We start from the raw sequence: 24,725 nt of genomic DNA on the forward strand, positions 1-24,725 counted from the left end.
AATTCGCAACAAGCAATGTTGCGTGATGCGCAGATATTCTCCGCGTGCCTCGCCCCGGCTCACAGCCAGGACGTCGCCAATCCCACGGTCACGGCCCCCACGCCGAGCAGCACACCGTTCAGCGCGACCTGGCGCTCGCCTCGGCGCAGGTGGAGCCGGGTCGCCCCGACCTGGAGGACCACGAACCCGATGGCCGCGACCAGGGCGAGCCAGGGCGCGATCCCGGTCAGCGGCGGCAGCACCAGGCCGAGCGCGCCGAGCAGTTCAAGCGCCCCGATCGCCCTGACGGCCCGCATCGGCGTGTCGTCCACCCAGGCCATCATCGGCCGCAACTGCTCTCGACTGCGGACCACCTTGAGCCCGCCCGCGTAGACGTAGAACAGGGCGAGCAGTCCCGCGACGATCCAATAGGCGACGGACACCGCGCTCATGACGCCCGCCCCAGGTCGACCGCGGGCGCGAAGAGGGACGGTACGGCGAGGGCGCCCAGCGGCGCGCGGGGCTGCGGTTGCTCGGTCATGCCCCGATTCCACCGCCGGGGCACGCGATCCGTCCAAGACCTGTTGCGCGACGCCGATACCGTACGGGTATCGTCCCCGCATGGAGCTACGCGCGCTGCGCTACTTCGTGGCGGTCGCCGAGGAACTCCACTTCGGCCGGGCCGCCACCCGCCTGCACATGAGCCAGCCGCCGCTGAGCCGGGCGATCAAACAGCTGGAGACCGAGGTCGGAGCCGCGCTGTTCGACCGCTCCCCCGCCGGTGTCGCGCTGACCGAGGTGGGCACGGTGCTGCTCGACGAGGCGCGCGCCCTGCTGGAGCGGGCCGAGCTGCTCCGTGTCCGGGTGGCAGCGGCGGCGGGGACCGCGGCCCTCACCGTGGGCGTCCTGGGCGACAGCACCGATCCGGACGTGACCCGCCTTGCGGCCGCCCACAGCCGCCGGCACCCGCGGGTCGAGGTGCACGTGCGCGAGACCGATCTGACCGATCCCACCTGCGGGCTGCACGCCGGGCTCGTCGATGTCGCCCTGACCCGTGGCCCGTTCGACCGAACAGGGCTGGCCGTGCGCGAGTTGCGCTCCGACCCGGTGGGCGCCCTGCTGCGCTCCGACGATCCGCTGGCCGGCCGCGACAGCCTGACCCTCGCGGAACTGGCCGACCGCCGCTGGTTCGTGTTCCCGCCGGGCACCGACCCCGACTGGCAGGCGTACTGGAGCGGCGGGCGGCCCCGCGAGGGCCCGGTGGTCCGCACCGTGCAGGAATGCCAGCAGGCCGTGCTGTGGAACGGCACGGTCGGCATGACACTCCTGAGTCACCGGCCGGCGCGGGGGCTCACCGTGGTGCCGCTGACCGACATGCCGCCGAGCCGCGTGGTCGCGGCGTGGAACGACGGCGACACCAACCCGTTGATCCGCTCGTTCGTCCAGCTCGCGACCACGACGTACCGGGGCTGACCCGCGCCGCTCAGGCGGTGTGCAGGCCGAGGGCCGGGGCGAGTTCCCGCAGCGCGGGCAGCGGGTCGTCGGAGGGGTCGTCGCCGAGGACCTGCACGACGACCTGGTCGGCGCCCGCGTCCAGGTGTGCCCGCACCCGCGCGGCGACCGCCTCCGCGTCACCCATGGCCACCATGGCCTCGGCCAGCTTGTCCGAGCCTCCGACGACCACGTCGGACTCGTCGAATCCCTGACGCAGCCAGGAATTGCGGTAGTTGGGCAGCTGCGAGTACATGTGCAGATGCTGGTGCGCGCGCCGCAGACCGGTCTCCCGGTCCGTGGTGAGCGCGACGCCCTGCTCGCTGACCACCCACTTGTCGGGGCCCAGCTGCTCGCGGGTGTACGCGGTCTGCTCCGGCGTCACCAGGTACGGGTGCGCCCCGTCGGCCGCCTTGCCGGAGAGCTCGATCATCTTCGGGCCCAGTGCGGCGAGGAGCCGCGCGGGGCGCTGCCCGTCCGGCTCCACCGCGTCCGGCACCGCGTCCATGGTCCGCAGGTACTCCTGCATGGTGGCCAGCGGCTTGCTGTAGGAACCGGCGTAGCTGTGCTCCACCAGCGGGGCGTGACTGACGCCGAGGCCGAGCACGAACCGGCCCGGGTGCAGCGCGCCGAGCGTACGGGCGCCCGCCTCGCTCGCCGGGGCGCTGCGGGCGTGGATGTTGGCGATGCCGGTGCCGACCACCAGGCGTTCGGTGCCGCCGAGCAGGGCGGCGGCCTGCGTGAACGTCTCCTTGCCTCCGGCCTCGCCGTAGAACAGCGAGGCATAGCCGAGGTTCTCGATCTCACGGGCTCGGGCGACGACGTCATTGATCGGCCACCGGTCACTGGTCCACCAGACGCCGACACGAGAACTGAAATTGATGTTGGCCATGCCTCCGAGGCTACCCACACCCGCCTCAGTGCGAGTCGCGCGGCACGGCGCTGCCGCGGCATCCCCGCAGGAAGTCGAAGTCCGCGCCGCGGTCGGCGCCCTCGACATGCTGCGTGTAGAGCCAGGCGTAGCCGCTGGTGTGGCGCGGCTCGGGTGCCTGCCAGGCCGCGCGGCGGCGCGCCAGTTCGGCCTCGTCGACCGCCAGGTGCAGCGAGCGCTTCGGGACGTCCAGGGTGATGGTGTCCCCGTCGCGCACGAGGGCCAGCGGGCCGCCGACCGCCGCCTCCGGTGCCACGTGCAGGACGACCGTGCCGTATCCCGTGCCGCTCATCCGGCCGTCGCAGACCCGCACCATGTCGGTGACCCCGGCCTTCAGGAGCTTGGTGGGCAGCGGCACGTTCGACACCTCGGGCATGCCGGGGTAGCCCTTCGGGCCAGCGCCGCGGATGACGAGCACGGTGTCCTCGTCGACGTCCAGGTCCGGGTCGTCGCACACCGCGTGGTAGGCCTCCGGGGAGTCGAAGACGCGGGCGACACCGGTGTGCGTGAGCAGGTGCGGCGAGGCCGCGGACTGCTTGATGACCGCGCCGTCGGGGCAGAGGTTGCCGCGCAGGACCGCCGTCCCGGTACCGGCGGGCTGGAACGGGTCGGCCACTCCCGTGATCACCTCGTCGCCGATGCGCTCCGCGTCCGCCACGTTCTCGGCGATGCTGCGCCCGGTGACCGTCAGCTGCTCGCCGTCGAGGAGTCCGGCCCGTACCAGTTCGTGGTGGACGGCGGGCAGGCCGCCCGCGTAGCAGAAGTCCTCCATGAGGTACTTCCCGGACGGCATGAGGTTGAGCAACGTCGGTACGTCGCGCGCCAGTTGGTCGAAGTCCTCGGTGTCGAGGCGTACGCCGACCCGTCCCGCGAGTGCCGTCAGGTGGATGATGGCGTTGGTGGAACCGCCGATCGCCGCGTTCGTGCGGATCGCGTTCTCGAAGGCCTCGCGGGTGAGGATGCGGGACGGGCGCAGGTCCTCCTCGACCATGTCCACGATGCGGCGGCCCGCCGCCTGCCCGGTCTCGAAGCGGCGCATGTCGACGGCGGGCCAGGTCGCGGAGCCGGGCAGCTGCATGCCGAGGGTCTCCGCCATGCACGCCATGGTGGAGGCCGTGCCCATCGTCATGCAGTGGCCGTTGGAGCGGGCCATGCACCCCTCGGCGAAGAAGCACTCCTCCTCGGTCATCCGCCCGGCCTTGACCTCGGCCTCCATCTGCCACACCGCCGTGCCCGAACCGACGTCGCGGCCCTGGAACTTGCCGTTGAGCATCGGCCCGCCGGTCACCATCACGGCGGGCAGGTCGACGCTCGCGGCGCCCATGAGCATGGCGGGGGTCGTCTTGTCGCAGCCGGAGAGGAGGACCACGCCGTCCAGCGGGTTGGCGCGGATCAGCTCCTCGACCTCCATGGCCATGAGGTTGCGGTACAGCATGGCGGTGGGCCGCATCAGTGTCTCGCCGGTGGCCATGGTGGGGAATTCCAGTGGGAAGCCGCCTGCCTGCCACACCCCGCGCTTCACCGCCTCGGCGACGCGCGTCAAGTGGGCGTTGCAGGGGGCGAGTTCGGAGGCGGACACGGCGATGCCGATGACCGGCCGCCCGTCGAACACCTCGGGCCCGAAGCCCTGGTTGCGCATCCACGACCGGTACACCATGCCGCCGCGTCCGGCGGCGCCGAACCATGCCTGGCTGCGGCGGGCCGCGTGACCATCCGTCATGTATTCCACTCCTGTACGCATGTTGGGGTATTCAGCCGAACAGGTCCGTGAGCTGCTGCCGCACCGTCAGCACGGACAGCACACCGAAGAGCACCACCGCCCACACCAGGGCGGCCACGCGAACGCCGCGCACCTTCAGAGGGCCCGGCAGTGCGGTGCGGTTCATGACGAGGAGCAGGATCGAGTACACGAACATCATCAGCCCGGACACGCACGCCGAGATGACGAGCAGGACGAGCGGCTGGTCGAGCCCGGAGAGCAGGACGATCGCGCCGATGGCGACGACCGCCCACACCAGGCGCGCGTACATCCGCGACTCGCTGACCCGGCTCCCCCGCAGGTAGGTCGACTTGAGGACGTCGGCCGCCATCCTGCTGGTGTAGTCGATGATGCCGGTGGCCGCGCTGAACAGCGAGAACGCGCCGACCAGCCAGAAGAACACGCCGAACCAGTCGCCGACGCGCTCCTGGAGGACCTGCCCCTCCTTCTCGATGAAGGCGACGTTGTTCTCGAGCCCGCCGGTCCCGAACAGCGTCGAGTGCGCCAGCAGCGACGACATCACGATCGTCACGACGGTGACGAGTACGAAGGTGAGGGCCTGCTCGACGTTGGCGAAGCGCCACCAGCGGCGCCAGCGCGCCATGTTCGTCTCGTTGAGCTCGAAGACATAGCCGACGACGGGGCCCGCGGCCTCCTCCTTGCCGGTGACCGGGCTGACCAGGCGGGGCACGTAGTGGCCCATGCCGAAGCCCTTGTCGCGGATCCAGTTGCTCTGCACGAGGTTCTGGCCGCCGCCCGCGCCCGCGTAGGCGAGGGCGCCCATGAGGACGGCCACTCCGAGTTCGGAGGGGAAGGTCGCGTCGGTGACGGCCTTCGGCAGATCGCCCACCGTGGTCGCGGTGACCGCAAGGATCAGGGCGAGGACGAAGAAGCCGCCGATGACGAGGATCTTCACGCCGAGCAGCTTCTCCAGCGCGTTGTAGACGACGGGCGCGAGGGTGAGGATCAGACCGATGAGGACCAGGAGCCCGATGCCGATGTAGGCGGGTTCGCCGCCGAACACGTAACTGAGCATGGTCGCCGAGCTGGTGGCCCAGCCCGGCCAGAGGTTGGCGGCGTAGGTGAACACCACCATGACCAGGCCCCAGTGCCGCCAGTAGCGGTTGAAGCCGGTCACCGCGGTCTCGCCGGTGGCGAGGGTGTACCGCTCGATCTCCATGTTGAGGAACCACTGGGTGACGACACCCACCACGGCGCCCCACAGGAACACCAGGCCTGCCTGCGTGGCGATGTACGGCCAGAGGATGAACTCGCCCGAGGACACCCCGACCCCGGCGGCCACGATGCCGGGCCCGATGATGCGCCAGGTCTTCGCGGGCGGTGCGGGCAGTTCCCGTACGGCGGGTGGCGGGAGGAGCTTGGTGCGCAGGGGGAAGGGGGCGGGCGCTGGGGAGGGGGAGTTTCCGGTCTCGGTCATCTGGGGCGTCTCCGGGGGCCGTTGGGGCGGAAGTGGAGCGCTTTGCGATGCCCAGCAATCATCGGATGATTCACGGAGATCGTCCAGGGGGTGCGCACGAAGAACGCCCCGGGCCTGGTGGCCCGGGGCGCTGTCGCGGCGTGATCTCTCAGACTCCGGCGCTCTCCTTGGCCGGTTCGGCTCCCGCCTTCGCCTTGCCTCGCGGCGCCCATCCGGCCAGCCAGGGCAGGACGAGCGCGAGCACGCCGAGGGCGGCCCAGGCACCGCCGACGGCCCAGGCGGCACCGGCGGACAGCAGGACGGGCACGAAGGTCACGGTGGCCGTCTCGACGGGCGCGACGGGGATGTACGCGACGCCGAACTCCTCCAGCGTGCCGCTCTTCAGCTTGGGGTCGACCATGCGCAGCAGGGCGATCGCGGTCGCGGCGGCGCCGGTCGTCCAGCCCCAGGTCACGAGCCCCTTCTCGAACCAGTTGCCCTCGAAGAGGCGCGGCGCGACGACCAGGAACAGGAAGAGCACGAGGGCGAGGCCGACGGCGAACATCAGCGCCAGCGGCAGCCAGTAGTCGGCGACGAAGCTGGGCACGATGGAGGCGATGCCGCAGGTGATGAGGACGTCGGTGGCGGTGCCCGAGAGCGACTTGAGCGATTCCCCGTCGACGTAGTTCCAGGCCTTGGTGCGGGCCACGACGGCGCGCAGGATCAGGCCCAGGATGAAGGCGAGCGCGAAGACCGGGAGCATCAGCGAGGGGAACATCCCGGTGATCCACTCGGAGACGCCGTACGCGGCGGCGGCGAGCGCGGCGATCACCGCGATCTGGAAGCCGAGCGGTTCGATGGAGGCGGGCGAGGTGGTCGCGCGGCCGGTGGGGTGGCGCTCCTCGTCCTTGCGCACGAGGCCGGTGCGCAGCTCCTCGGGGAGCGTCTCGAAACGGCCGACGCTGCGGGTGTGTCCGCGCCGCGCGCCCCAGTTGCACAGGATGATGCCGCCGACGACGCCGACGAGCATGCCCACGGTGGCCGAGGTGAAGCCGAGCGAGCTTGCGCCCTCCCAGCCGTTCGCCTCGAAGGCCGTGCCGAGCGCGGCCGCCGTGCCGAAGCCGCCGGCCCATCCCGCGAAGAGCAGCGCGCCGAACGCGTCGGGCACGTCCCACACGGGCTGGAGCAGGACCAGACCGAGCACCACGCCGATACCCACCTGCAACGCGTACGCGGCGACACCGTAGGAGCCGAAGGAGCCCGCCGCCTTGCCGAAGCCCTTGAGGCCGAGGCCGTCGGTGAGGGCGAGGCAGGCGAACACCACGACGATGAGCACGGACGCGTAGGTGCCGAGCTGGTCGGAGAACGGCAGCAGGCCCGCCCCTTCGGGCCCGAGCGCGAGGCCGAGGAAGCCCGCCATGACGCTGGAGGGCAGCATCAGCCGCTGGAACAGCCGGACATGGGCCCGCAACAGGGTGCCGACGAGCAGCAGCGCGGCTATCAGTCCGGCGTCGCTGAGCAGCGACCAGGGTGAGTAGGACAACGGGGACTCCGGGGTGGGGCAGGCACCTCAGTCAGTGCGGGACGAGCGGGGTGATCCGGAGTTTTCTATCAGTAAAGAAACAGCAAAGGGAAACCAAGGATTCCGTTTATCACACTGATCGCGACCGGTGAACGAGACATGCCGTTCCCATGGCTCAAGCGGCGGGCAGCAGCACGGTGCGGTCGAACGGGCCTCCGTGGGCAGCGGCGTACGCGACGGCCTCATTGACCTCGTCGAGCGGAAACGACCGCACGCGCTCGGCGGAGAGGTCCGGAGCGCCGGCGGCGACCAGCCGGATGATGCCCGTGTTCGCCGTGCGCGGGTACATCCACTGCCCGCGCACGGTGATGGAATTGCGCATCAGCCACGGATAGGGGAACGCGAGGTCGTCGCCGCCGAGCATGCCGACGCCGCCCATGAGGACGACGCGGCCGTACTCGCGCACGGTCATCGCCGCCGCGCGCGTGACGGAGCCGGGCGCGCTCGGCGGGAGCAGGTCGAGCACCATGTCGATCGGCCCCTCCGCCGCCGCGGCCATCGCCGCGCGGTCGGCGGCCTCGTCCCCGGTAAGCCGGACCGGGCGCACCCGCGGTCCGAACCGGCCGGTGAGGAGGTCGACGGCGGCGCGATTGCGGCCCGGGGCCACGACGCGCCCCGCCCCCATCGCCAGCGCCACCGCGACCGCGCTGCTGCCCAGATTCCCGGTGGCGCCGCTGACGAGCAGCGTCTCCCCCGCCGCCAGTGCGCCGGCCAGCAGCCCGCCGTAAGGGATGACGTGCACGCCGAGCGCCGCCCATCGCACCGGGTCGTCCGCCGCGGCCGCGGGCAGCGGGTACACGTTCTCCGTGGGGACGCGCATCAGCTCGGCGAACGCCCCGTCGTGCAGGTGCCGGGCGAGAGCCGCGCCGCCCTCACCCCGCGAACTCCAGCCCTGGAGCGCGATGTCGGGGGTCAGCGCGTCGTCGCGCGAGCGCACGGTCACGTCGCACCACACCAGGTCGCCCGCCCGCAGCCGCGTGGCGTCCGGGCCGATACGAACGATCCGGCCCACGCCGCCGATGCCGGGCACGACCGGCGGGACGAGCGGGTAGTTGCGCACGCCGCCGAAGACCTCGTCCGCGTACGGGGCCACGCAGGCGGCCAGCACTTCGACCAACACCTCACCGGCGTGCGGCTCGGGGGCGGGCAGCTCCCGCACCGACAACGGGGCGCCGAACTTTGTCAGGACCGCTGCTCGCATCAAGAGCCTCCGTGCGTGAGGGGGGCGGTTTCCGCGATCGACGTTAGGCGCGCTCCGGGCATGCGGGAAGCGAAGGATCGGCATCCCGGGCATGCGTGGCCCGCATGGCGTGACGGCGTGCTATCCGTAGGGCCATGGACATCTCCAGCGCCGGCCTGCGGGTCCTGCGGCAGATCGCGGAATCCGGCAGCTTCACGGCGGCGGCCGCCCGGCTCGGCTACACGCAGTCCGCCGTCTCGCGTCAGGCGGCCTCCCTCGAACAGGCCGCGGGCGCCGCCCTGTTCGAGCGTCGCACCGACGGCGTGCGGCTCACGCCTGCGGGCCTGACCCTGCTGCGGCACGGCCGGACGGTCCTCGACGCGATCGCCGCGGCGGAGCGCGAGCTCACCGGGGCCGAGCCACGGACCGAAGTGGTGCGCCTCGGGGTGGTCCTGAGCGCGGGCGCGGCGTTGCTGCCCGCCGCGCTGCGGCGCCTCGCGCGGGCCGATCCGCGGATCACGGTCACCACGCGCGAGGGCACCACCCCCGCCCTGATCCGTGCGTTGCGCGCCGGCTCGATCGATCTGGCCCTGCTCACCTCGCGACCGCCGCACCGGCCGTCGGACGGCGAGTCGCCGCGGCTGCGGTTCGAGACCGTCGAGGACACCGAGCTGGTGGTGGCGGCGTCGTCGACCGGGGAGTTCGCCGGGCGCACGGCGGTGCACCTCGACGAACTGGTCGACGCGGACTGGATCGCCGCGCCCTCGTCCCGCCCGGAACCCCTGCTCGGGGTCTGGCCCGGGCTGCCGGGGCGGCCGCGCGTCGTCCACTGGACGCGCGACTGGCTGACGAAGACGCAGCTGGTCGCCGAGGGTTTCGGTGTCACCACCGTGCCGAGCCGGATGGCGCCGGTGCTGCCGACGGGGGTGACGCTCTTGAGCGTCGAGGGCGCGCCGCCCGAGATCCGTCGAGTGCACGTGGCACGCCTGCCCGGCTCACCCGCCCCCGCGATCTCGGCGGTCGTCCGGGCCCTGGTGTCGGCGTGAGGACGGCCGGCAGCGGCCTGTTGGTCACTGCTTGCCGGAGCCGACCGGGTCCACCGTCACGTTGGCGTCGGTGGAGTCGCTCACCGGCAGGTTGAGGGAGACCGGCAGGGTCTTGGAGTGGGTCTCGTTCGGCGGGGTGACGACGATGCTCACGATGTCGAGGCCCGAGCCGCCCGTGTCGTTGCGCGGGGTGTGCAGCGTGAAGCGGGTCTCCTCGCCGTTCTTGAGGACGACGGCCGGGGCGGTGCGGTCGCTGCGCTTGGCGCTGATGCCGCCGGGGCCGTTGTCGGCCTTGAGGTCGACGCCCGGGAAGCCCTTGAGGGAGCAGGCGTCACTGGTGTTCTTCATGGTGACCATGAGGTCGCCCTCGCCCATGCCGTGGGCGGTGCTGAACGCGAGGTTCGCGGTCTTGCAGGGGCCGGTGTTGATCTGCCCGCCGCCGCTGCCTTCGTCGGCGTCCGCCGAGCCGGTGGTGGCGGTGTCGTCCCCGGTGTTCGTGGCCTTGTCGTCCCCGCCCTGCTGCGCGTCGCCGCCGCCACCCGAGTCGGAGGCGGCGGCGGACGACGAGGAGGAGGAACCGGAGTCGTCGGTGCCCGCGGCGGAGTCCTCGTTGCCCTGGCAGGCCGTGAGCGAGAGGCCCGCTACAAGGGCCAGGGCGGCGAGGGCGGTCTTCTGAGCGCGCATGGTTTCGGTTCCTCCGTGGTCGGTGGTGCTGTCCGCTCGGTGGGGGCGAGCGTTACTGATCTTTAGGACCCCGACCGACGGGTGAACCGTTCCTGTCGACCACGCACTCATACATGGCTGTTACAAACGCCTCTTGGATCCTCACATCACGGCGTTGAGCGCCATGACCCCGCCGAGCCCCAACACCGCAAGCACCGTCGTATAGGTGGTCCGCGCCTTGATCGCGTCGAGGACCGACAGGTTGAAGTACTCCTTGAACATCCAGAAGCCCGGGTCGTTGACGTGGGAGAAGGCGATCGAACCGCAGGAGACGGCGAGCACCATCAGCTCCGGGGAGGAACCGCTGCCCGCCACCATCGGCGCCACGATGCCCGCGGCCGTGGACACGGCCACCGTGGCCGAGCCGAGGGCGATGCGCAGGATCGCCGCGATCAGCCAGGCGAGGAGCAGCGGGGAGATCGACCAGTGCTCGGTGGTGTCCTTGATGTAGTCCGAGATGCCGCCCTCGACGAGGACGTTCTTGTACGCGCCGCCCGCCGCGATCACCAGCATGATCATGGCCATGGACTTGGCGGCGTCGCCGCAGGAGGTGGCGATGTCCTTCAGCGAGCGGCCGACGCGCGGCCCGAAGACGTAGATGGCGAGCAGCAGGGTCAGCAGCAGCGCGAACTCGGGGGAACCGACGAACTTGATGACGCCCATGCCCGGGGCGTGATCGTCGAGGGACATCTCGGCGATGGCCGCGCCGGCGATGAGGACGACCGGGAGCAGGGCGACGGCGAGCGACCAGCCGAGGGCCGGCATCTCGTCCTCGTCGAAGACGCGCTCGGTGACGAGGCCGGTGGGTATCGAGGGGTTCATCCGGCGGACGAACGGCAGTCGGGGCCAGACCAGGGCGATGAGCGCGCCGGCCGGGACGGCGATGAACAGGCCGACGAACAGCGTCTGTCCGACGGAGGCGTCGAACATCTCGGCCACGGCGGTCGGGCCGGGGTGCGGCGGCAGGAAGCTGTGCATCGTGGAGAGCGCGATGGACATCGGCAGGCCGATCCACAGCAGGTTCTGCCGGGTGACACGGACCAGGGTGAACGCCACCGGGACGATGATGACGAAGGCCACCTCGTAGAACATGGTGACGCCGATGAGCATCGCGGTGACGACCATCGCCACCTGCACCCACCGGTCGCCGAAGGCCCTGGTCAGCTTGGTGGCGATGCGCTGGGCCGCTCCCGCGTCACCCATCACGCGGCCGACCATGGCCCCCAGTCCGATCACCGGCAGGGTGCCGGAGAGTTGGTCACCGATACCGGTCTCCAGGACATCGGAGATCTCCGGCAGGCTGATGCCCTGGACGATCGCGACGACGACCGCGACGAGCAGCAGGGCGATGAAGCCGTTGAGCCTCACCTTGGTCATCAGGAACAGCAGCGCCACAACACTGAGCGCAACGACGAGCATGGGCATGATCACTTCTCCTTCGAAGTGACGGAGGTGCACGTTCGGAAGTCAGGGCATGCGGGGGCTCGGTGCGGCGTCGTGCGAGCGGGCCACGACGCCGCAACGGCGGTCGGAAGAAATGAAGGGGGGTGGTCAGCGCACCAGCGCGGGGCGCTTGGCGTCGAAGGTCCAGCCCGGGACCAGGTACTGCATGCCGGCGGCGTCGTCCCGGCTACCGAGGCCCAGGGAGAGGTAGCGCTGGTGGGCCGCCTCGACCTGTTCCATGTCCAACTCGACGCCCAGGCCCGGGCGTTCGGGCAGCGCGATGGCGCCGCCCTCGATGGGCAGCGGCTCGTGGGTCAGCCGCTGGCCGTCCTGCCAGATCCAGTGGGTGTCGATGGCGGTGATGTCACCGGGCGCGGCGGCGGCGACGTGCGTGAACATCGCGAGCGACACGTCGAAGTGGTTGTTGGAGTGCGAACCCCAGGTCAGGCCCCAGGCGTCGCAGAGCTGGGCGACGCGCACCGAACCGTTCATGGTCCAGAAGTGCGGGTCCGCAAGGGGGATGTCGACGGCGTCGGCCTTGATGGCGTGCCCCAGCTGCCGCCAGTCCGTGGCGATCATGTTGGTGGCGGTCTTCAGGCCGGTGGCACGGCGGAACTCGGCCATCACCTCACGGCCCGAGTAGCCGCCCTCGGCGCCGCACGGGTCCTCGGCATACGCGAGCACATCACGCAGCGAGCGGCCGATGTCGATGGCGTCGTTCAGCAGCCAGCCGCCGTTGGGGTCGAGGGTGATGCGGGCCTCGGGGAACCGTTCGGCGAGTGCGGTGACGGCCTCGGCCTCGGCGCGCCCGTCCAGCACACCGCCCTTGAGCTTGAAGTCCTGGAACCCGTACCGCTCCTGGGCCGCCTCGGCGAGCGCGACGACCGCCTCGGGGGTGAGCGCCTCCTCGCTGCGCAGCCGCTCCCAGGCGTCCTTGGCGTCGGACTCGTCGCGGTACGGGAGGTCGGTGCGGCGGCGGTCGCCGACGTAGAAGAGGTAGCCGAGGACGGGCACGGACGTGCGCTGCACGCCCTCGCCGAGGAGCGCCGCGACCGGCACGTTCAGGTACTGGCCGAGCAGGTCGAGCAGCGCCGCCTCGACGGCGGTGACCGCGTGCACGGTGACGCGCAGGTCGAAGGTCTGCGCGCCGCGCCCGCCCGCGTCCCGGTCGCCGAAGCGCTCACGTATCGCGCGCAGCACGGCCTGCGGATCGCCGACGGGCTGCCCCACGACCAGGTCGGCGACCTCCTCGAGCGTGCCGCGGATGGGCTCGCCGCCGGGGACCTCGCCCACACCGGTGCGGCCGTCGGAGTCGGTGAGGATCACCAGGTTGCGGGTGAAGTACGGGGCGTGCGCGCCGCTCAGGTTCAGCAGCATGCTGTCCTGGCCTGCGACCGGGACGACCCGCATCGAGGCGACGACGGGGGTGGCGGCGGGGGGAACGGCCTTGGGGCTCATGGACGGTGACACCTTTCGCGTGCGGCTCGCAGGCGGATGAGGGACCTACGGAAGGGGTGGTGCATGAGTCGTGCGACGAGCGTGCGTCAGAGGCTGATGCCCTTGATCAGTGCGGTGAGTGCGTCCAGCTCCGCCGGTTCGAGGTCGGTCAGCGGCGGCCGGACCGGGCCCGTGGGGTGGCCGGTGGCGGTGAGTCCCGCCTTGACGATGCTGACCGCGTAGCCGCTCTTGCGGTTGCGGATCTCCGTGTACGGCAGGACGAACTCGTCGAGCCCCCGCAGCACTTCGTCGTGGCGGCGGGCGCGGACGTCCGCGTAGAAGGAGAGCGCGAACTCCGGGACGAAGTTGAAGATGGCCGACGAGTAGGTGGTGACACCGAGTTCGAGGTACGGCAGCGCGAACATCTCGGCGGTCGGCAGGCCGCCGATGTAGGTGAGCCGGTCACCGAGCCGCGCGCAGATGCGGGTCATGGCGTCGATGTCACCGACGCCGTCCTTGTAGCCGATCAGGTTCGGGCAGGACTCGGCGACGCGGGCCACGGTGTCGGCGCTGTACACGGCGTTGGCGCGGCTGTAGATGATGACACCGAGGTTCGTCGCCCGGCAGACCGCCTCGACGTGTGCGGCGAGTCCGTCCTGCGGGGCCTCGGTGAGGTAGGGCGGGAAGAGCAGGATGCCGTCGGCGCCCGCACGCTCGGCCGCCTTGGCCATCTCGACGGCGGTGGCGGTGCCGTAGCCGGCCGGGGCGAGGATCGGGGTGCCCTCGGGCGCGGCGGCCACGGCGGCGGCGACCACGCGCTCGACCTCGGCCACGGTCAGCGAGAAGAACTCGCCGGTGCCGCCGGCCGCGAAGAGTCCGGCCACCTCGTACGCCCCGAGGCGGCCGATGTGTTCCCGGTAGGCCTCCTCGTCGAAGTCGAAGGCCGAGGGGTGGTCCTCGCCCCGGAAGTGGGTCACGGGGAAGGACAACAGGCCCGAGCCGAGTCGTCGACCGAGGTCGGCAGGCGTGTAGGCGGTCATAGCGGCGGTGCTCCCGAGCTGAGGTGTGCGACAGACGTCCCGGAGGCGGGCCCACTCCCGTATGGCCCGCGTCACTGGTCTGGCGTGACGCTATGAGCTGCCGCTGATGCACGTCCAACACCGATTTCGCATCTTGCGATGCGCGTTGAGCATCGTCAGGTGATCTTCACTGGGGACACACAGGGAGCGAAACGTTTGCGTTTCGATGACGGGAGGGCGTACCTTCTAACGGTACGAAACCGTTTCGGTTCGCTTGTCCGCGCACGACAGACCTCGAGCGGATCCGCGCACCACCATCAGGCAAGGAACCCATGGGGCTGCCCGAACCCCTCACGCGCAGAAAGCGGCGCACCCGGCTCACCCCCGAGCGGGAGCGCGAGCTCTTCGGACGCACCCTCGACCTCGTGCGCGACGTCGGCTACGAGACGATGACGCTCGACGCCGTCGCCGCGCGGTCGCGGTGCAGCAAGGCCACGCTCTACCGGCAGTGGGGCAGCAAGCCACGGCTTGTGTCCGAGGCGCTGCGCGAGATGCGGCCGTTCTCCCTCGACGACCTCGACACCGGGTCCCTGAGGGGCGATCTGCACGCGCTCGCGCAGCGGATCGGCGAGGCCCGCAAGGACCTCGACCTCGTACGCGGCATCTCGCTGGCCATCCGCAAGGACGCGGAGCTCGCGGACGCCGTGCACGAGGCGCTCGTCCAGCCCGAGCTCGACCTGTTCGAGGCGATGCTCGCGCGGGCCGCGGAGCGCGGCGAGATCGACCGCTCCGCACCCGCCTGCGGTTTCCTTCCGCACATGTTCCTCGGTTCCGTCTTCTCCCGGCCGCTCCTCGAGCGGCAGTCGGCCGACACCGAATATCTCCAGCGCTACGTGGACACCGTCGTCCTCCCCTTGTTGCTGAACGCCTGACCGCCTCCGGCCCCTCCCGGCCTCCGGCTCCCGACAGACCTCGAAGGACCACGCAATGCCCACCCCGCTCGACGCGCGCGAGCGTCCGGCCGCGGCCTCGTCCGCACAGCCGCCGGGCGCGCAGGCCGCGCACCACGTGCCCCACCGCTGGTGGGTCCTGGCCGTCATCGGCCTCGCCCAGCTGATGGTGGTGCTCGACGCCACCATCGTGAACATCGCCCTGCCGTCCGCCCAGGCGGACCTCGGCTTCTCCGACGACGGCCGCCAGTGGGTCGTCACCGCGTACTCGCTCGCCTTCGGCAGCCTCCTGCTCCTCGGCGGCAAGCTGTCCGACCTCTTCGGGCGCAAGGCGACGCTGATCATCGGCCTCATAGGGTTCGCGGGCTCGTCCGCCCTCGCCGGTGCCGCCACCGGCTTCTCCATGCTCGTCGTCGGCCGCGCCCTTCAGGGTGTGTTCGGCGCGATCCTCGCGCCGACCGCGATGGCCCTGCTGACGACGACCTTCACCGAGCCGAAGGAACGCGCCCGCGCGTTCGGCATCTTCGGTGCGATCGCCGGTTCCGGCGGTGCCATCGGCATGCTGCTCGGCGGCTTCCTCACCGAGCACCTCGACTGGCGCTGGACGCTCTACGTCAACCTCGTCATCGCCGCGGTCGCGGTCGTCGGCGCGGTGATCTTCGTCCGCAAGCCCGCGCCCGGCCCGCGTCCCAAGCTCGACCTGCTGGGCACGCTGCTCGTCGCGGCGGGCCTGTTCAGCATCGTCTTCGGCTTCTCCAACGCCGAGACGCACAGCTGGGGCAACTGGATGTGCTGGGTCTTCCTGGCAGCGGGTGTCGTCCTGCTCGCGCTCTTCATCTTCTGGCAGACCCGGGCCAAGCACCCGCTGCTGCCGCTGCGCGTCCTGGCCGACCGCAACCGCGCCGCGTCCTACGTGAGCGTGTTCATCACCGGCGCCGGCATGTTCGGCATCTTCCTGTTCCTGACGTACTACCTCCAGCTCATCCTCGGCAAGAGCCCGATGGAGACGGGTGTCGCGTTCCTGCCGATGATCCTGTCGCTGATGGTGACGGCGCAGGTCGCCACGATGGCGCTGATCCCGAAGCTCGGCCCGAAGCCGGTCGTCCCGGTCGGCATGGGTCTCACCGCGGGCGGCCTGGTCTGGCTCACCGCGCTCGACGTGACCAGCAGCTACGCCTCGCACGTGCTGCCGCCGCTGATCATGATCGGTGTCGGTATCGGTCTCGTGATGCCGCCCGCGATGAGCCTCGCCACCCTCGGGGTCGCCCCGAAGGACCAGGGCGTCGCCGCCGCGACCGTCAACACGATGCAGCAGGTCGGCGGTTCGATCGGTACGGCGCTGTTCAGCACCATGGCCGCGACGGCCGCATCGAACTACATCGCCGACCACGGTGCCTCGAAGGCCGCCCAGGCCGAGGCCGCCGTGCACAGCTACGCGACCGCGTACTGGTGGGCCGCCGGGTTCTTCGTGGCCGGTCTCGTCGTCTCGGTCCTGCTGTACCGCGCGGGCCGTCCGCTGGCGCACTCGCAGCAGAAGGTCGAGTCCACGTCCGAGGCGGCCGAGGCCGCCGAGACCGCGGGCGAGGCCGTGGCCGCCGCCGCTCCCGTCACGCCCGTCGCCACCGCCCCGGCGGTCGCGGGCCCGGGCGTGCGGGGCCGGATCCTCGACGGGCAGGGTGCTCCCCTGTCCGGCGCCGTGGTCACCCTCATCGACCGGGGCGGCGCGCAGATCGGGCGCGGCACCGCCGCCGCCGACGGCAGCTACGCGGTGTCGGCCCCGGCCGCCGAAGGGGACGGCTACGTCCTCGTCGGCTCGGCCCCGGGCCGTGACCCGCGGGTCGCCACGCTCGCGCTGCGCGCGGACGGACCGGTCGGCTTCGACCTCGTCCTCAGCGGCGACGGCGGCCTCTACGGCACGGTGCGGTCCGAGTCCGACTCGGCGCCCGTGATCGGCGCGCTCGTCATCACCACCGACGAGCGCGGCGAGACCGTCGGCTCGGCGCTCACCGACACCGACGGCGGCTACTCGCTGCCGCAGCTGCCGCCCGGCGCCTACACCTTCACGGCCAGCGCGGAGGGCTTCCAGCCGTACGCGGGCCAGGCCCAGGTCGCCGGCGGCACCGCCACCCGGCAGGACGCCGTGCTGCGCTCCGCCGCGACGCTGACCGGCACGGTCCGTGGCACCGACGGCTCCCCGGTGAACGACGCCCGCGTCACCCTCCTCGACCAGGCGGGGAACGTGGTCGCGGTGCACACCACCGGCGACGACGGCGTGTACGCCTTCGCCGGCCTGTCCGGCGCCACGTACACGGTGATCGCCAGCGGCTACCCGCCGGTGTCGAAGCCGGTCACGGTGGCGGGCAGCGGGAACCCGGGCGACCTCGACGTCTCGCTCGGCCACGGGGACTGACGGCCCCCGCCGGTCGCCGGAACACACCGCCGCGGGCGGGGCAGTCCACTGCCCCGCCCGCGGCGTTCCGCTATCCGCACCTGGTGCCGCTCCTCGGTGTCCTGCCGTCGAGGAGGTACGTGTCGACGGCCCGGGTCGCGCACGCGTTCTGCGGGTACGTGCCGTGCCCCTCGGCCCGCACGCCCAGCAGCACGCCGACACCCTTCCCCAGCTCGTCGGCCATGTGCCTGCCGCCCTCGTACGGGGTCGTCGGGTCCCCGGTGCCCGCGACGACCAGGATCTGACGGGCGCCCTTCGCGGCGACGTCGGGGTCGGCCCGCTCGCCGTCGAAGGGCCACTCGTAGCAGAGGTACACGCTGTTCGACCAGGCCTTCCCGAAGACGGGTGAGGCCGCCTCGATCCGTCTGGCCATGGCGTCGGCCCGGTCGTACCCGGGGCGCTGGTCGGAGTCGGCGCAGGTGATGGCGACGAGGGCGGTGGTGCCGTCGTCGCCTTCGACGGGTGCGCTGCGGGCGTGGGCGCCGGGCTCGTGATCGTCCGCCGCGTCCATCAGTCCGCGGGCGTCGCCCCGTGCGATGAGGTCGTCGAGGGCCGTGGCCAGGGGCCGCCAGCCCTCCTTGCCGCGGTCCAGGAAATCGGAGATGGCGTAGGCGGCGTCGGTCCCGTCGAGCTTCTTCCTGCCCGGCGCGCGGGCGGGGGTCTTCTCCAGCTTGTGCAGGAGCGCGACGACGCGCCGCCCGGGGTCCCGGCCGAGCGGGCAGTCGTCGTAGGCGCTCGCGCAGTGCCGCGCGAACCGGTCGAAGGCCCGCTGCACGGTCCTGACCTGGGCGATGTCACCTTCCACCCGGTCCCGCGTCGGGTCGACGGGGGCCTCCAGCACGAGGCGTCCGACGTGCTTCGGGAACAAGTGGGCGTAGACGCCGCCCAGTTCGGTCCCGTAGGACACACCGAAGTAGTGCAGCCGCTCGTCGCCGAGCAGATACCGCATCAGGTCCAAATCCCGCGCGGTCCGCGAGGTCCCGATGTACGGCAGCACCTTCCCGGAGCCCTTCGGGCAGGCGTCACCGCCCTCGAACCGCCGCGCCACGCAGGTGACGGGAATGGTCCCGCCCACCCCTCGCGGATCAAAGCTGACCAGGTCGTAGCGTTCGCCCAGCGGTTCGTACTGACGGGCGTACCTGGGCAGCCCCTCGACACCGGACACCCCTGGCCCACCGAAGTTGAGCAGCAAGGAGCCGATCCGCTCGCGCTCCGGCCCGGTGGCCCGCTTCCGTATCAGCGCGACGTCGATGGTGTCGCCCCCCGGCCTCCGGTAGTCCAGCGGCGCCTTCATGGTGGCGCATTCGTACCCGCGCTCCCGGGCCCCGGAGGGCGCCGAACACTTCGCCCACCGCAGCCGCTGCCCGCCGGTGAACCGGGAGGGCATCCCGGCGGGCGGATTCGAGGCCTTGGCCTGCACCCGCCGGGGCTCCGGCGGCCGCGCGTCGCCCGCCCTCGTGCCGACATCACACCCACTGACGACGAGCACGGCCCCCAGCACTAGGATCCCGGCCCTCTGCCACGTCCTCGGCACCCGCATCCCCACTCCCCCGCCCTCGCCCCACCGGAACTCCGTGCCCCTCGCACGTTGTTGCCGTGAACCTACTGGTCACCGGTGGCCGGCACCAGTCACACCGCCCGATGCCCCAGCGCATCGATCACCCGGTCCATGAAGTCCGCCGCCGCGGGCGGGAGTTCGCGGCCCGCCCGGCACTGCACCTGGAGGGTGCGCTGGCGGAACTCCTTCTCCTCCAGGGGGACGGCGACCAGGGCACGGCGGTCGGACGGGCCCAGCGTGACGCGGCTGGCCAGGGTGACCGCGCCGCTGGCGCGGACGAAACGCAGGAGCGCGTCGACCGTGGTGCACTCGAAGACACCCTCCACCGTGAGCTGGTGGGCCGCCGCCGAGGCCTCCAGGAGCAGCCGGCTCGTGGTGTCGGCCGAGGGCAGGGCCACCGGGTGCCGGACGAGGTCGCGCACCGAGACGGCCGCCTTGTCGGCGAGCGGGTGGCCCCTGCGGACGATCGCGCAGAGCGGGGCCTCCTGCGTGTGGCGGATCGAGACACCCGCCGGCAGCGCGATGTTGAAGGTGACGCCGAGGTCGGCGATGCCTTCCGCCACCATCTGCGTCGCCTCCGTCGGCCGCGCCACGTGCAGGATGACGCGGGCCTCCGGGTGGGCCGCGTGGAAGCCCGCGGCGACGTCGGGCAGCAGGTGGTGGGTGACACCGATCGTGGCGGCGACCGTGATGACCGCCCGCGTCGTGCGGCGCTGGTGGACCTCTTCGGTGAAGGCCTCGGCGTCCTGAATCGCCCGCCGCGCGAAGCCCGCGAACGCGCGCCCGGCCGCGGTCGCGGTGACACCGCTCGGCCGCCGGTCGAAGAGCGGGGCGCCCACCTCCCGCTCCAGGCGGGCGAGTTGGCGACTCACGGCGGAGCCCGCGACGAAGAGGCGGCGCGCCGCCGCGTTCACCGACCCCGTCTCGAAGACGGCGATGAAGTACTTCAGGGCCGGGTCGACCAGTGGCATCGGATGTGCCCTCTCCCTGCGCCTTCGCCATGGACCGTGCGTTGCCGTCACGGCAACGCACGCATTCCCATATTGTCACCGCCGGATGTCCCAGCGCCCCTTGTTGGCCTCTCCCGTGCGGTGCCACCGTCGTGGCTCATGAGCAGACAGGACGCGATCGACAGCGCCGCACACCACTTCGACTCCGGAACGTTCCTGGAAGAACTCACCCGCCTCGTCGCGGTCCCGACCGAGAGCCACGACCCGGCCCAGGAGCCCGCGCTCCACGGCTACTTGAGCGAGGAGATCGCGCCGCGCCTGCACCGCATGGGGTTCGACGTCGAGATCGCGGACAACCCCGTCTCCGCCCGCCACCCGTTCCTCGTCGCCCGCCGCACCGAGGCCGAGGGCCTGCCCACGCTCCTCACCTACGGACACGCGGACGTGCAGCCGGGCCACCCGGAGCGCTGGCGCACCGGGCTCGATCCCTGGCGGCTCACCGTCGAGGGCGAGCGCTGGTACGGGCGCGGCGTCGCCGACAACAAGGGCCAGCACCTGGTCAATCTCGTCGCCCTGGAACACACCATCGGGCAACGCGGCGGGCGACTCGGCTACAACGTCGTGCTGCTTCTTGAGACCGGCGAGGAGTTCGGCTCCCCCGGCCTCGCCGAGTTCTGCGAGTTGGAGCGTGACCACCTGCTCGCCGCGGACCTGCTCATCGGCTCCGACGGCCCGCGCGTCGCAAGAGACCGGCCCACCGTCTTCCTCGGCTCCCGCGGCGCCGCCGACTTCACGCTCGGCCTGAACCTGCGCGAGGGCTCGCACCACTCGGGCAACTGGGGCGGCCTGCTGCGCAATCCCGGCACCGTCCTGGCCAACGCGATCGCCTGCCTCGTCGACGACCGCGGCAGCATCCGCGTCGAGGGCCTGCGCCCCGCCGGGATCCCCGACGAGGTGCGCCGCGCCCTCGCCGACATCCCCGCGGGCACCGACGGACCCACGCCCGACACCGGCTGGGGCGAGCCGGGACTCACCCCGAACGAGCGCCTCTTCGCGTGGAACACCATCGAGGTCCTCGCCATGACCACGGGCCAGCCGGACAACCCCACCAACGCCATCCCCGGCTCCGCCCGCGCCCACTGCCAGCTCCGCTTCGTCGTCGGCCTGGAGTCGTCCGACGTGGAGCGTGCGGTCCGCAAGCATCTCGACGAGCACGGTTTCGGCATGGTCGAGGTCGCCGCCGACTACGGCATGGAGGCGACCCGGCTCGACCCGGACGACCCCTGGGTCCCGTGGACGCTCGGCTCGCTGGAGCGCACGACGGGCACGACGCCCGCGCTCCTGCCCAACCTGGCGGGCTCGCTGCCCAACTCCGCCTTCTCGCGCGGCCTCGGCCTGCCCACCGTGTGGGTTCCGCACTCGTACCCCGGCTGCTCCCAGCACGCCCCGGACGAGCATCTGCCGGCCCCGCTCGTACGCGAGTCGCTTCAGGTGATGGCCGGGCTCTTCTGGGATCTCGCCGACCTCGCCGAGCACGGCACCTGGCCTCCGGCCGCCCCTTCCACCGACGGGAGCGCCCCATGAGCGCACCACCGGCGAGAACCACGGCACGGTCGACCACCACCCCGAGCCCGGGGAAGATCATCACCGCGGCGTGCGTCGGCAACGCCCTGGAGTGGTACGACATCGCGGTCTACAGCTACTTCGCGACGTACCTGTCGAAGGTCTTCTTCACCAACGACGACCCGGCACTGGCCCTGCTCCTCACCCTGGGCACCTTCGGTGTCTCCTTCCTGATCCGGCCGGTGGGCGCCCTCGTCCTGGGTTCCTACGCCGACCGGGCGGGGCGAAAGGCCGCACTGACCTGGTCGATCGGACTGATGGCGCTCGGCACGCTGCTGATCTGCGCGATGCCCTCGTACGCGGCGATCGGCGTGGTCGCGCCGGTGGGGATCCTGCTCGCCCGGCTGATCCAGGGCTTCGCCGCGGGCGGCGAGTTCGGCAGCGCGACGGCCCTGATGGTCGAGTTCATGCCGGACCGGCGTGGTTTCGCCGCCAGTTGGCAGTTCACCAGCCAGGCCGCCAGCACTCTGCTCGCCGCCCTCCTCGGCACCGTGCTCACCTCGACGCTCAGCGAGGACCAGCTCACCTCCTGGGGTTTCAGGATCCCGTTCCTCATCGGTCTGCTCGTGGCACCCGTGGGCCTCTACATCCGCCGCAACGTGCCCGAGCCGCCCACCACCGCCCGGGAGCCCGAGGCCACCCGCGCCCCGGTCCGCACCATGCTCCGCGAGCACAAGGCCGGCGTGCTGCTCACCATCGGACTGCTCGCCGTGACGACCTGCCTCAACTACCTGATCACGTACATCCCGACGTACGCCACGAAGACCCTGGGCCTCCCGGACTCCACCGGCTTCATCGCGGCCCTCGCCGGTGGCCTGGTACTGCTCGCGGTGACGAGTGTGGCGGGCCACTTCTCCGACCGGGTGGGCCAGATCGCGATCATGGTCCCGGCGGCGGGCGCGGTCCTGCTGCTGATCTACCCGATGTTCGCGCTCCTCGTGGCCACGCCCTCGCTTGCCCTGCTGATCGGCGTCGTCATGGTGCTGGCGCTCTTCAAGGGCTGCTATTACGGCCCCATGGGCGCACTCATGGCGGGCATCTTCCCGGCCGGGACCCGAGCGACCGGGATGGCCGTGGGCTACAACATCGGTGTCACCGTCTTCGGCGGCTTCACCCCGATGATCGCGGCCTGGCTGCTCGATACGACCGGGCAGACGGCGGCCCCCAGTTACTGGGTGGCGTTCGCCGCCGTGGCAAGCCTGACCAGCCTGTTCGTGCTGCGCCGCCGCACCCCGCACCCCCGATGACCCGTGCCCGACGGGCCCGTCCACGCAAGGAGTCCCCATGTCCCTGAACGACTTCGAGCGCCACCCTCTTCTGTTCGGCCCCAGCCCCGTGCACCCCCTTGACCGGCTCAGCAAGCACCTCGGCGGCCCGCGCATCTGGGCCAAGCGCGAGGACTGCAACTCCGGGCTCGCCTTCGGCGGCAACAAGACCCGCAAGCTGGAGTACCTGATCCCCGACGCGCTCGCCCAGGGCGCGGACACGCTCGTCAGCATCGGCGGCGTGCAGTCCAACCACACCCGGCAAGTGGCGGCGGTCGCCGCCTCGTTGGGCCTGAAGGCCGTGCTGGTGCAGGAGAGCTGGGTGGACTGGCCGGATGCGGTCAACGACAAGGTCGGCAACATCCTGCTGTCCCGGATCATGGGCGCCGACGTGCGCCTGGTGGAGGCCGGGTTCGGCATCGGGTTCAAGGACAGCTGGCAGCAGGCCCTGGAGGACGTACGCGCCGCGGGCGGCACCCCGTACGCGATCCCCGCCGGCGCCTCCGACCACCGGCTCGGCGGCCTCGGCTTCGCGAACTGGGCGTATGAAGTGGAGCGACAGGAGCGCGAGCTGGGCGTCTTCTTCGACACGGTCGTGGTGTGCAGCGTCACCGGCAGCACGCACGCGGGCATGATCGCCGGGTTCGCGGGCCAGGACCGGCCGCGCCGGGTGATCGGCATCGACGCCTCGGCGAAGATCGAGGAGACCCGCGCCCAGGTGGCGAAGATCGCCCGCAATACGGCCGAACTCCTGCGTCTCGGGCGGGAGTTGCGCGAGGACGAGATCACCGTTCTGGAGGGCTGGGCCGGTGACCGCTACGGCATCCCGGTCGAGTCCACGGTGGACGCGATCCGGCTGACCGGTGAGCTGGAGGGCGTCATCCTGGACCCGGTCTACGAGGGCAAATCGATGGCCGGACTCATCGATCTCGTACGCGACGGGGACATCCCCAGGGACGCGAACGTCCTGTACGCGCACCTGGGCGGGCAGCCCGCGCTCAACGCCTACAGCGGCGTCTTCCACTGATCGGTGACCCACTCGCGGAACGTCCGCGCGGGCACTCCGAGGACATCGGCCACCGTCGATGTCACATACGCGGGGTGTCCGTCGCTCGCACCCCACGCGTCGAGCAGCATGTCGACGACGGGGCGCGGCCAGGCGCCTTCGGTCGCGCGCCGGAACTCGTCCGGGGTGAGTTCCTCGAACGGGACCGGGCGGCCGATGACGTCTGCGATCACGCGTACCTGATCCGCGTGGCTGAGCGCCTCGGGGCCGGTGAGGACGTAGTCGCCGCCGGTGTGTCCGGCCTCGTACAGGGTGCGGGCCGCCACGGCGGCGAGGTCGCGCTCGTCGATCGGGGCGGTCTCCACGGCGGCGTAGGGCCACCGGACGGGTTCGCCGGCGTTGATGGCGGGCTCCCACCACAGGCGGACGTTCGAGGCGAACATGCCGGGCCGAAGGATCGTGGAGTCGAGTCCCGAGTCCGCGATCAGGCGCTCGATCCGGGCATGCAGGTCGGCCATCGGGTTGGGCTGCCGGAAGAACGGGTGCGGCGTTCGGTGCGGCGAGGAGAGAAAGACGATCCGTCGCGTGCGGGCCGCGATCCGCCCGACGACGGCCTCGACGGTCGCGGGCGGCGCGGTCCACAGCAGGAACACCGAGCGCACGCCCCGCAGTGCGGGGTCGAGCGAGGCGGGGTCGGCGAAGTCGCCGGCCACCACCTCGACCCCGGCCGGGAGACCCGCGGCCGCGGGGTCGCGCGTGAGCGCCCGCACGGGCACGCCCGCGGCCAGCAGTTCGTCCACCACCGCCCGGCCGATGCGGCCGGTGGCCCCCGTCACGAGGACGGGGCGTGTCCCGCCGCCCTGCCCGTTGTCCGTCTGGTGCGCTTCGTCGGTCATCACAAGGGCCACAATAGCGCA

20 protein-coding genes are annotated in these 24,725 nt (G+C 71.7%); 7 read left to right on the forward strand and 13 right to left on the reverse strand.

Translation table 11 applies throughout. The features are described from left to right. Nucleotides 1–59 precede the first annotated feature (59 nt). Nucleotides 60–422, reverse strand: a complete 363-nt coding sequence (locus tag ACNYS0_RS02605) for a DoxX family protein (protein ID WP_422482429.1) — start codon at nucleotides 420–422, stop codon at nucleotides 60–62. A gap of 178 nt (nucleotides 423–600) precedes the next feature. On the opposite strand from ACNYS0_RS02605, the gene ACNYS0_RS02610 reads away from it, so the two are divergent. Beyond that, complete coding sequence (locus ACNYS0_RS02610; RefSeq protein WP_422470980.1) at nucleotides 601–1,452, forward strand: LysR family transcriptional regulator; 852 nt, start codon at nucleotides 601–603, stop codon at nucleotides 1,450–1,452. Between the two features lie 10 nt (nucleotides 1,453–1,462). Here the strand turns inward: ACNYS0_RS02610 and ACNYS0_RS02615 are convergent, their stop codons facing one another. The 5 genes from ACNYS0_RS02615 to ACNYS0_RS02635 form a co-directional block, all read right to left on the reverse strand. Then, nucleotides 1,463–2,362 carry an LLM class F420-dependent oxidoreductase gene (locus ACNYS0_RS02615; RefSeq protein WP_422470981.1) on the reverse strand — a complete coding sequence of 300 codons (900 nt, stop codon included), beginning with the start codon at nucleotides 2,360–2,362 and terminating at the stop codon, nucleotides 1,463–1,465. 25 nt (nucleotides 2,363–2,387) lie between these two features. Then, nucleotides 2,388–4,121, reverse strand: a complete 1,734-nt coding sequence (locus ACNYS0_RS02620; protein WP_422470982.1) for an IlvD/Edd family dehydratase — start codon at nucleotides 4,119–4,121, stop codon at nucleotides 2,388–2,390. 31 nt (nucleotides 4,122–4,152) lie between these two features. Then, nucleotides 4,153–5,598, reverse strand: a complete 1,446-nt coding sequence (locus ACNYS0_RS02625) for an Nramp family divalent metal transporter (RefSeq protein ID WP_422470983.1) — start codon at nucleotides 5,596–5,598, stop codon at nucleotides 4,153–4,155. 148 nt (nucleotides 5,599–5,746) lie between these two features. Next, nucleotides 5,747–7,120: a sodium/glutamate symporter gene (locus tag ACNYS0_RS02630; RefSeq protein ID WP_422470984.1), complete on the reverse strand. Its 1,374-nt coding sequence runs from the start codon at nucleotides 7,118–7,120 to the stop codon at nucleotides 5,747–5,749. Nucleotides 7,121–7,274: 154 nt separating this feature from the next. Continuing rightward, nucleotides 7,275–8,360: an alcohol dehydrogenase catalytic domain-containing protein gene (locus tag ACNYS0_RS02635; protein WP_422470985.1), complete on the reverse strand. Its 1,086-nt coding sequence runs from the start codon at nucleotides 8,358–8,360 to the stop codon at nucleotides 7,275–7,277. A gap of 134 nt (nucleotides 8,361–8,494) precedes the next feature. On the opposite strand from ACNYS0_RS02635, the gene ACNYS0_RS02640 reads away from it, so the two are divergent. Beyond that, nucleotides 8,495–9,385, forward strand: a complete 891-nt coding sequence (locus ACNYS0_RS02640) for a LysR family transcriptional regulator (RefSeq protein ID WP_422470986.1) — start codon at nucleotides 8,495–8,497, stop codon at nucleotides 9,383–9,385. Between the two features lie 24 nt (nucleotides 9,386–9,409). Here the strand turns inward: ACNYS0_RS02640 and ACNYS0_RS02645 are convergent, their stop codons facing one another. The 4 genes from ACNYS0_RS02645 to kdgD all read right to left on the reverse strand — a co-directional run bounded on the left by ACNYS0_RS02645 (nucleotide 9,410) and on the right by kdgD (nucleotide 14,028). Then, nucleotides 9,410–10,069, reverse strand: coding sequence for a DUF4232 domain-containing protein (locus tag ACNYS0_RS02645; RefSeq protein ID WP_422470987.1), 660 nt, complete (start codon nucleotides 10,067–10,069; stop codon nucleotides 9,410–9,412). Between the two features lie 141 nt (nucleotides 10,070–10,210). Beyond that, nucleotides 10,211–11,533, reverse strand: coding sequence for a gluconate:H+ symporter (locus tag ACNYS0_RS02650; protein ID WP_422470988.1), 1,323 nt, complete (start codon nucleotides 11,531–11,533; stop codon nucleotides 10,211–10,213). Nucleotides 11,534–11,659: 126 nt separating this feature from the next. Next, nucleotides 11,660–13,009 (reverse strand): glucarate dehydratase, encoded by a 1,350-nt coding sequence (gene gudD, locus ACNYS0_RS02655; protein WP_422470989.1) that lies wholly within the window; start codon nucleotides 13,007–13,009, stop codon nucleotides 11,660–11,662. Between the two features lie 86 nt (nucleotides 13,010–13,095). Beyond that, complete coding sequence (gene kdgD, locus ACNYS0_RS02660) at nucleotides 13,096–14,028, reverse strand: 5-dehydro-4-deoxyglucarate dehydratase (RefSeq protein ID WP_422470990.1); 933 nt, start codon at nucleotides 14,026–14,028, stop codon at nucleotides 13,096–13,098. A 311-nt stretch (nucleotides 14,029–14,339) separates the two neighbouring features. On the opposite strand from kdgD, the gene ACNYS0_RS02665 reads away from it, so the two are divergent. Both ACNYS0_RS02665 and ACNYS0_RS02670 read left to right on the forward strand, forming a co-directional pair. After that, entirely contained in the window at nucleotides 14,340–14,939 is a 600-nt protein-coding gene (locus ACNYS0_RS02665) for a TetR/AcrR family transcriptional regulator (RefSeq protein WP_422470991.1), read from the forward strand. Nucleotides 14,940–14,994: 55 nt separating this feature from the next. After that, nucleotides 14,995–17,367: an MFS transporter gene (locus ACNYS0_RS02670; RefSeq protein WP_422470992.1), complete on the forward strand. Its 2,373-nt coding sequence runs from the start codon at nucleotides 14,995–14,997 to the stop codon at nucleotides 17,365–17,367. Between the two features lie 70 nt (nucleotides 17,368–17,437). On the opposite strand, the gene ACNYS0_RS02675 is transcribed toward ACNYS0_RS02670, so the two are convergent. After that, nucleotides 17,438–18,700, reverse strand: a complete 1,263-nt coding sequence (locus ACNYS0_RS02675; protein WP_422470993.1) for an alpha/beta hydrolase — start codon at nucleotides 18,698–18,700, stop codon at nucleotides 17,438–17,440. 335 nt (nucleotides 18,701–19,035) lie between these two features. Further along, nucleotides 19,036–19,935 (reverse strand): LysR family transcriptional regulator, encoded by a 900-nt coding sequence (locus ACNYS0_RS02680; protein WP_422470994.1) that lies wholly within the window; start codon nucleotides 19,933–19,935, stop codon nucleotides 19,036–19,038. 138 nt (nucleotides 19,936–20,073) lie between these two features. Here ACNYS0_RS02680 and ACNYS0_RS02685 point away from each other — a divergent pair, with 138 nt between their 5' ends. From ACNYS0_RS02685 to ACNYS0_RS02695, 3 genes are read left to right on the forward strand one after another with little or no spacing between them, the layout of a single operon-like run. Further along, a complete protein-coding gene (locus ACNYS0_RS02685) occupies nucleotides 20,074–21,498 on the forward strand; it encodes a M20 family metallopeptidase (RefSeq protein ID WP_422470995.1) in 1,425 nt (474 codons plus the stop codon). After that, nucleotides 21,495–22,784, forward strand: coding sequence for an MFS transporter (locus tag ACNYS0_RS02690; protein WP_422470996.1), 1,290 nt, complete (start codon nucleotides 21,495–21,497; stop codon nucleotides 22,782–22,784). The genes ACNYS0_RS02685 and ACNYS0_RS02690 overlap by 4 nt, the downstream gene beginning before the upstream one ends. Nucleotides 22,785–22,821: 37 nt before the next feature. Next, entirely contained in the window at nucleotides 22,822–23,829 is a 1,008-nt protein-coding gene (locus ACNYS0_RS02695) for a 1-aminocyclopropane-1-carboxylate deaminase (RefSeq protein ID WP_422470997.1), read from the forward strand. Here ACNYS0_RS02695 and ACNYS0_RS02700 read toward each other — a convergent pair. Further along, nucleotides 23,808–24,704 (reverse strand): NAD(P)H-binding protein, encoded by an 897-nt coding sequence (locus tag ACNYS0_RS02700; protein WP_422470998.1) that lies wholly within the window; start codon nucleotides 24,702–24,704, stop codon nucleotides 23,808–23,810. The genes ACNYS0_RS02695 and ACNYS0_RS02700 overlap by 22 nt on opposite strands. Nucleotides 24,705–24,725: the final 21 nt, after the last annotated feature.

The sequence above is a fragment of the Streptomyces anthophorae genome, from assembly GCF_049310305.1.
Classification (GTDB): domain Bacteria; phylum Actinomycetota; class Actinomycetes; order Streptomycetales; family Streptomycetaceae; genus Streptomyces.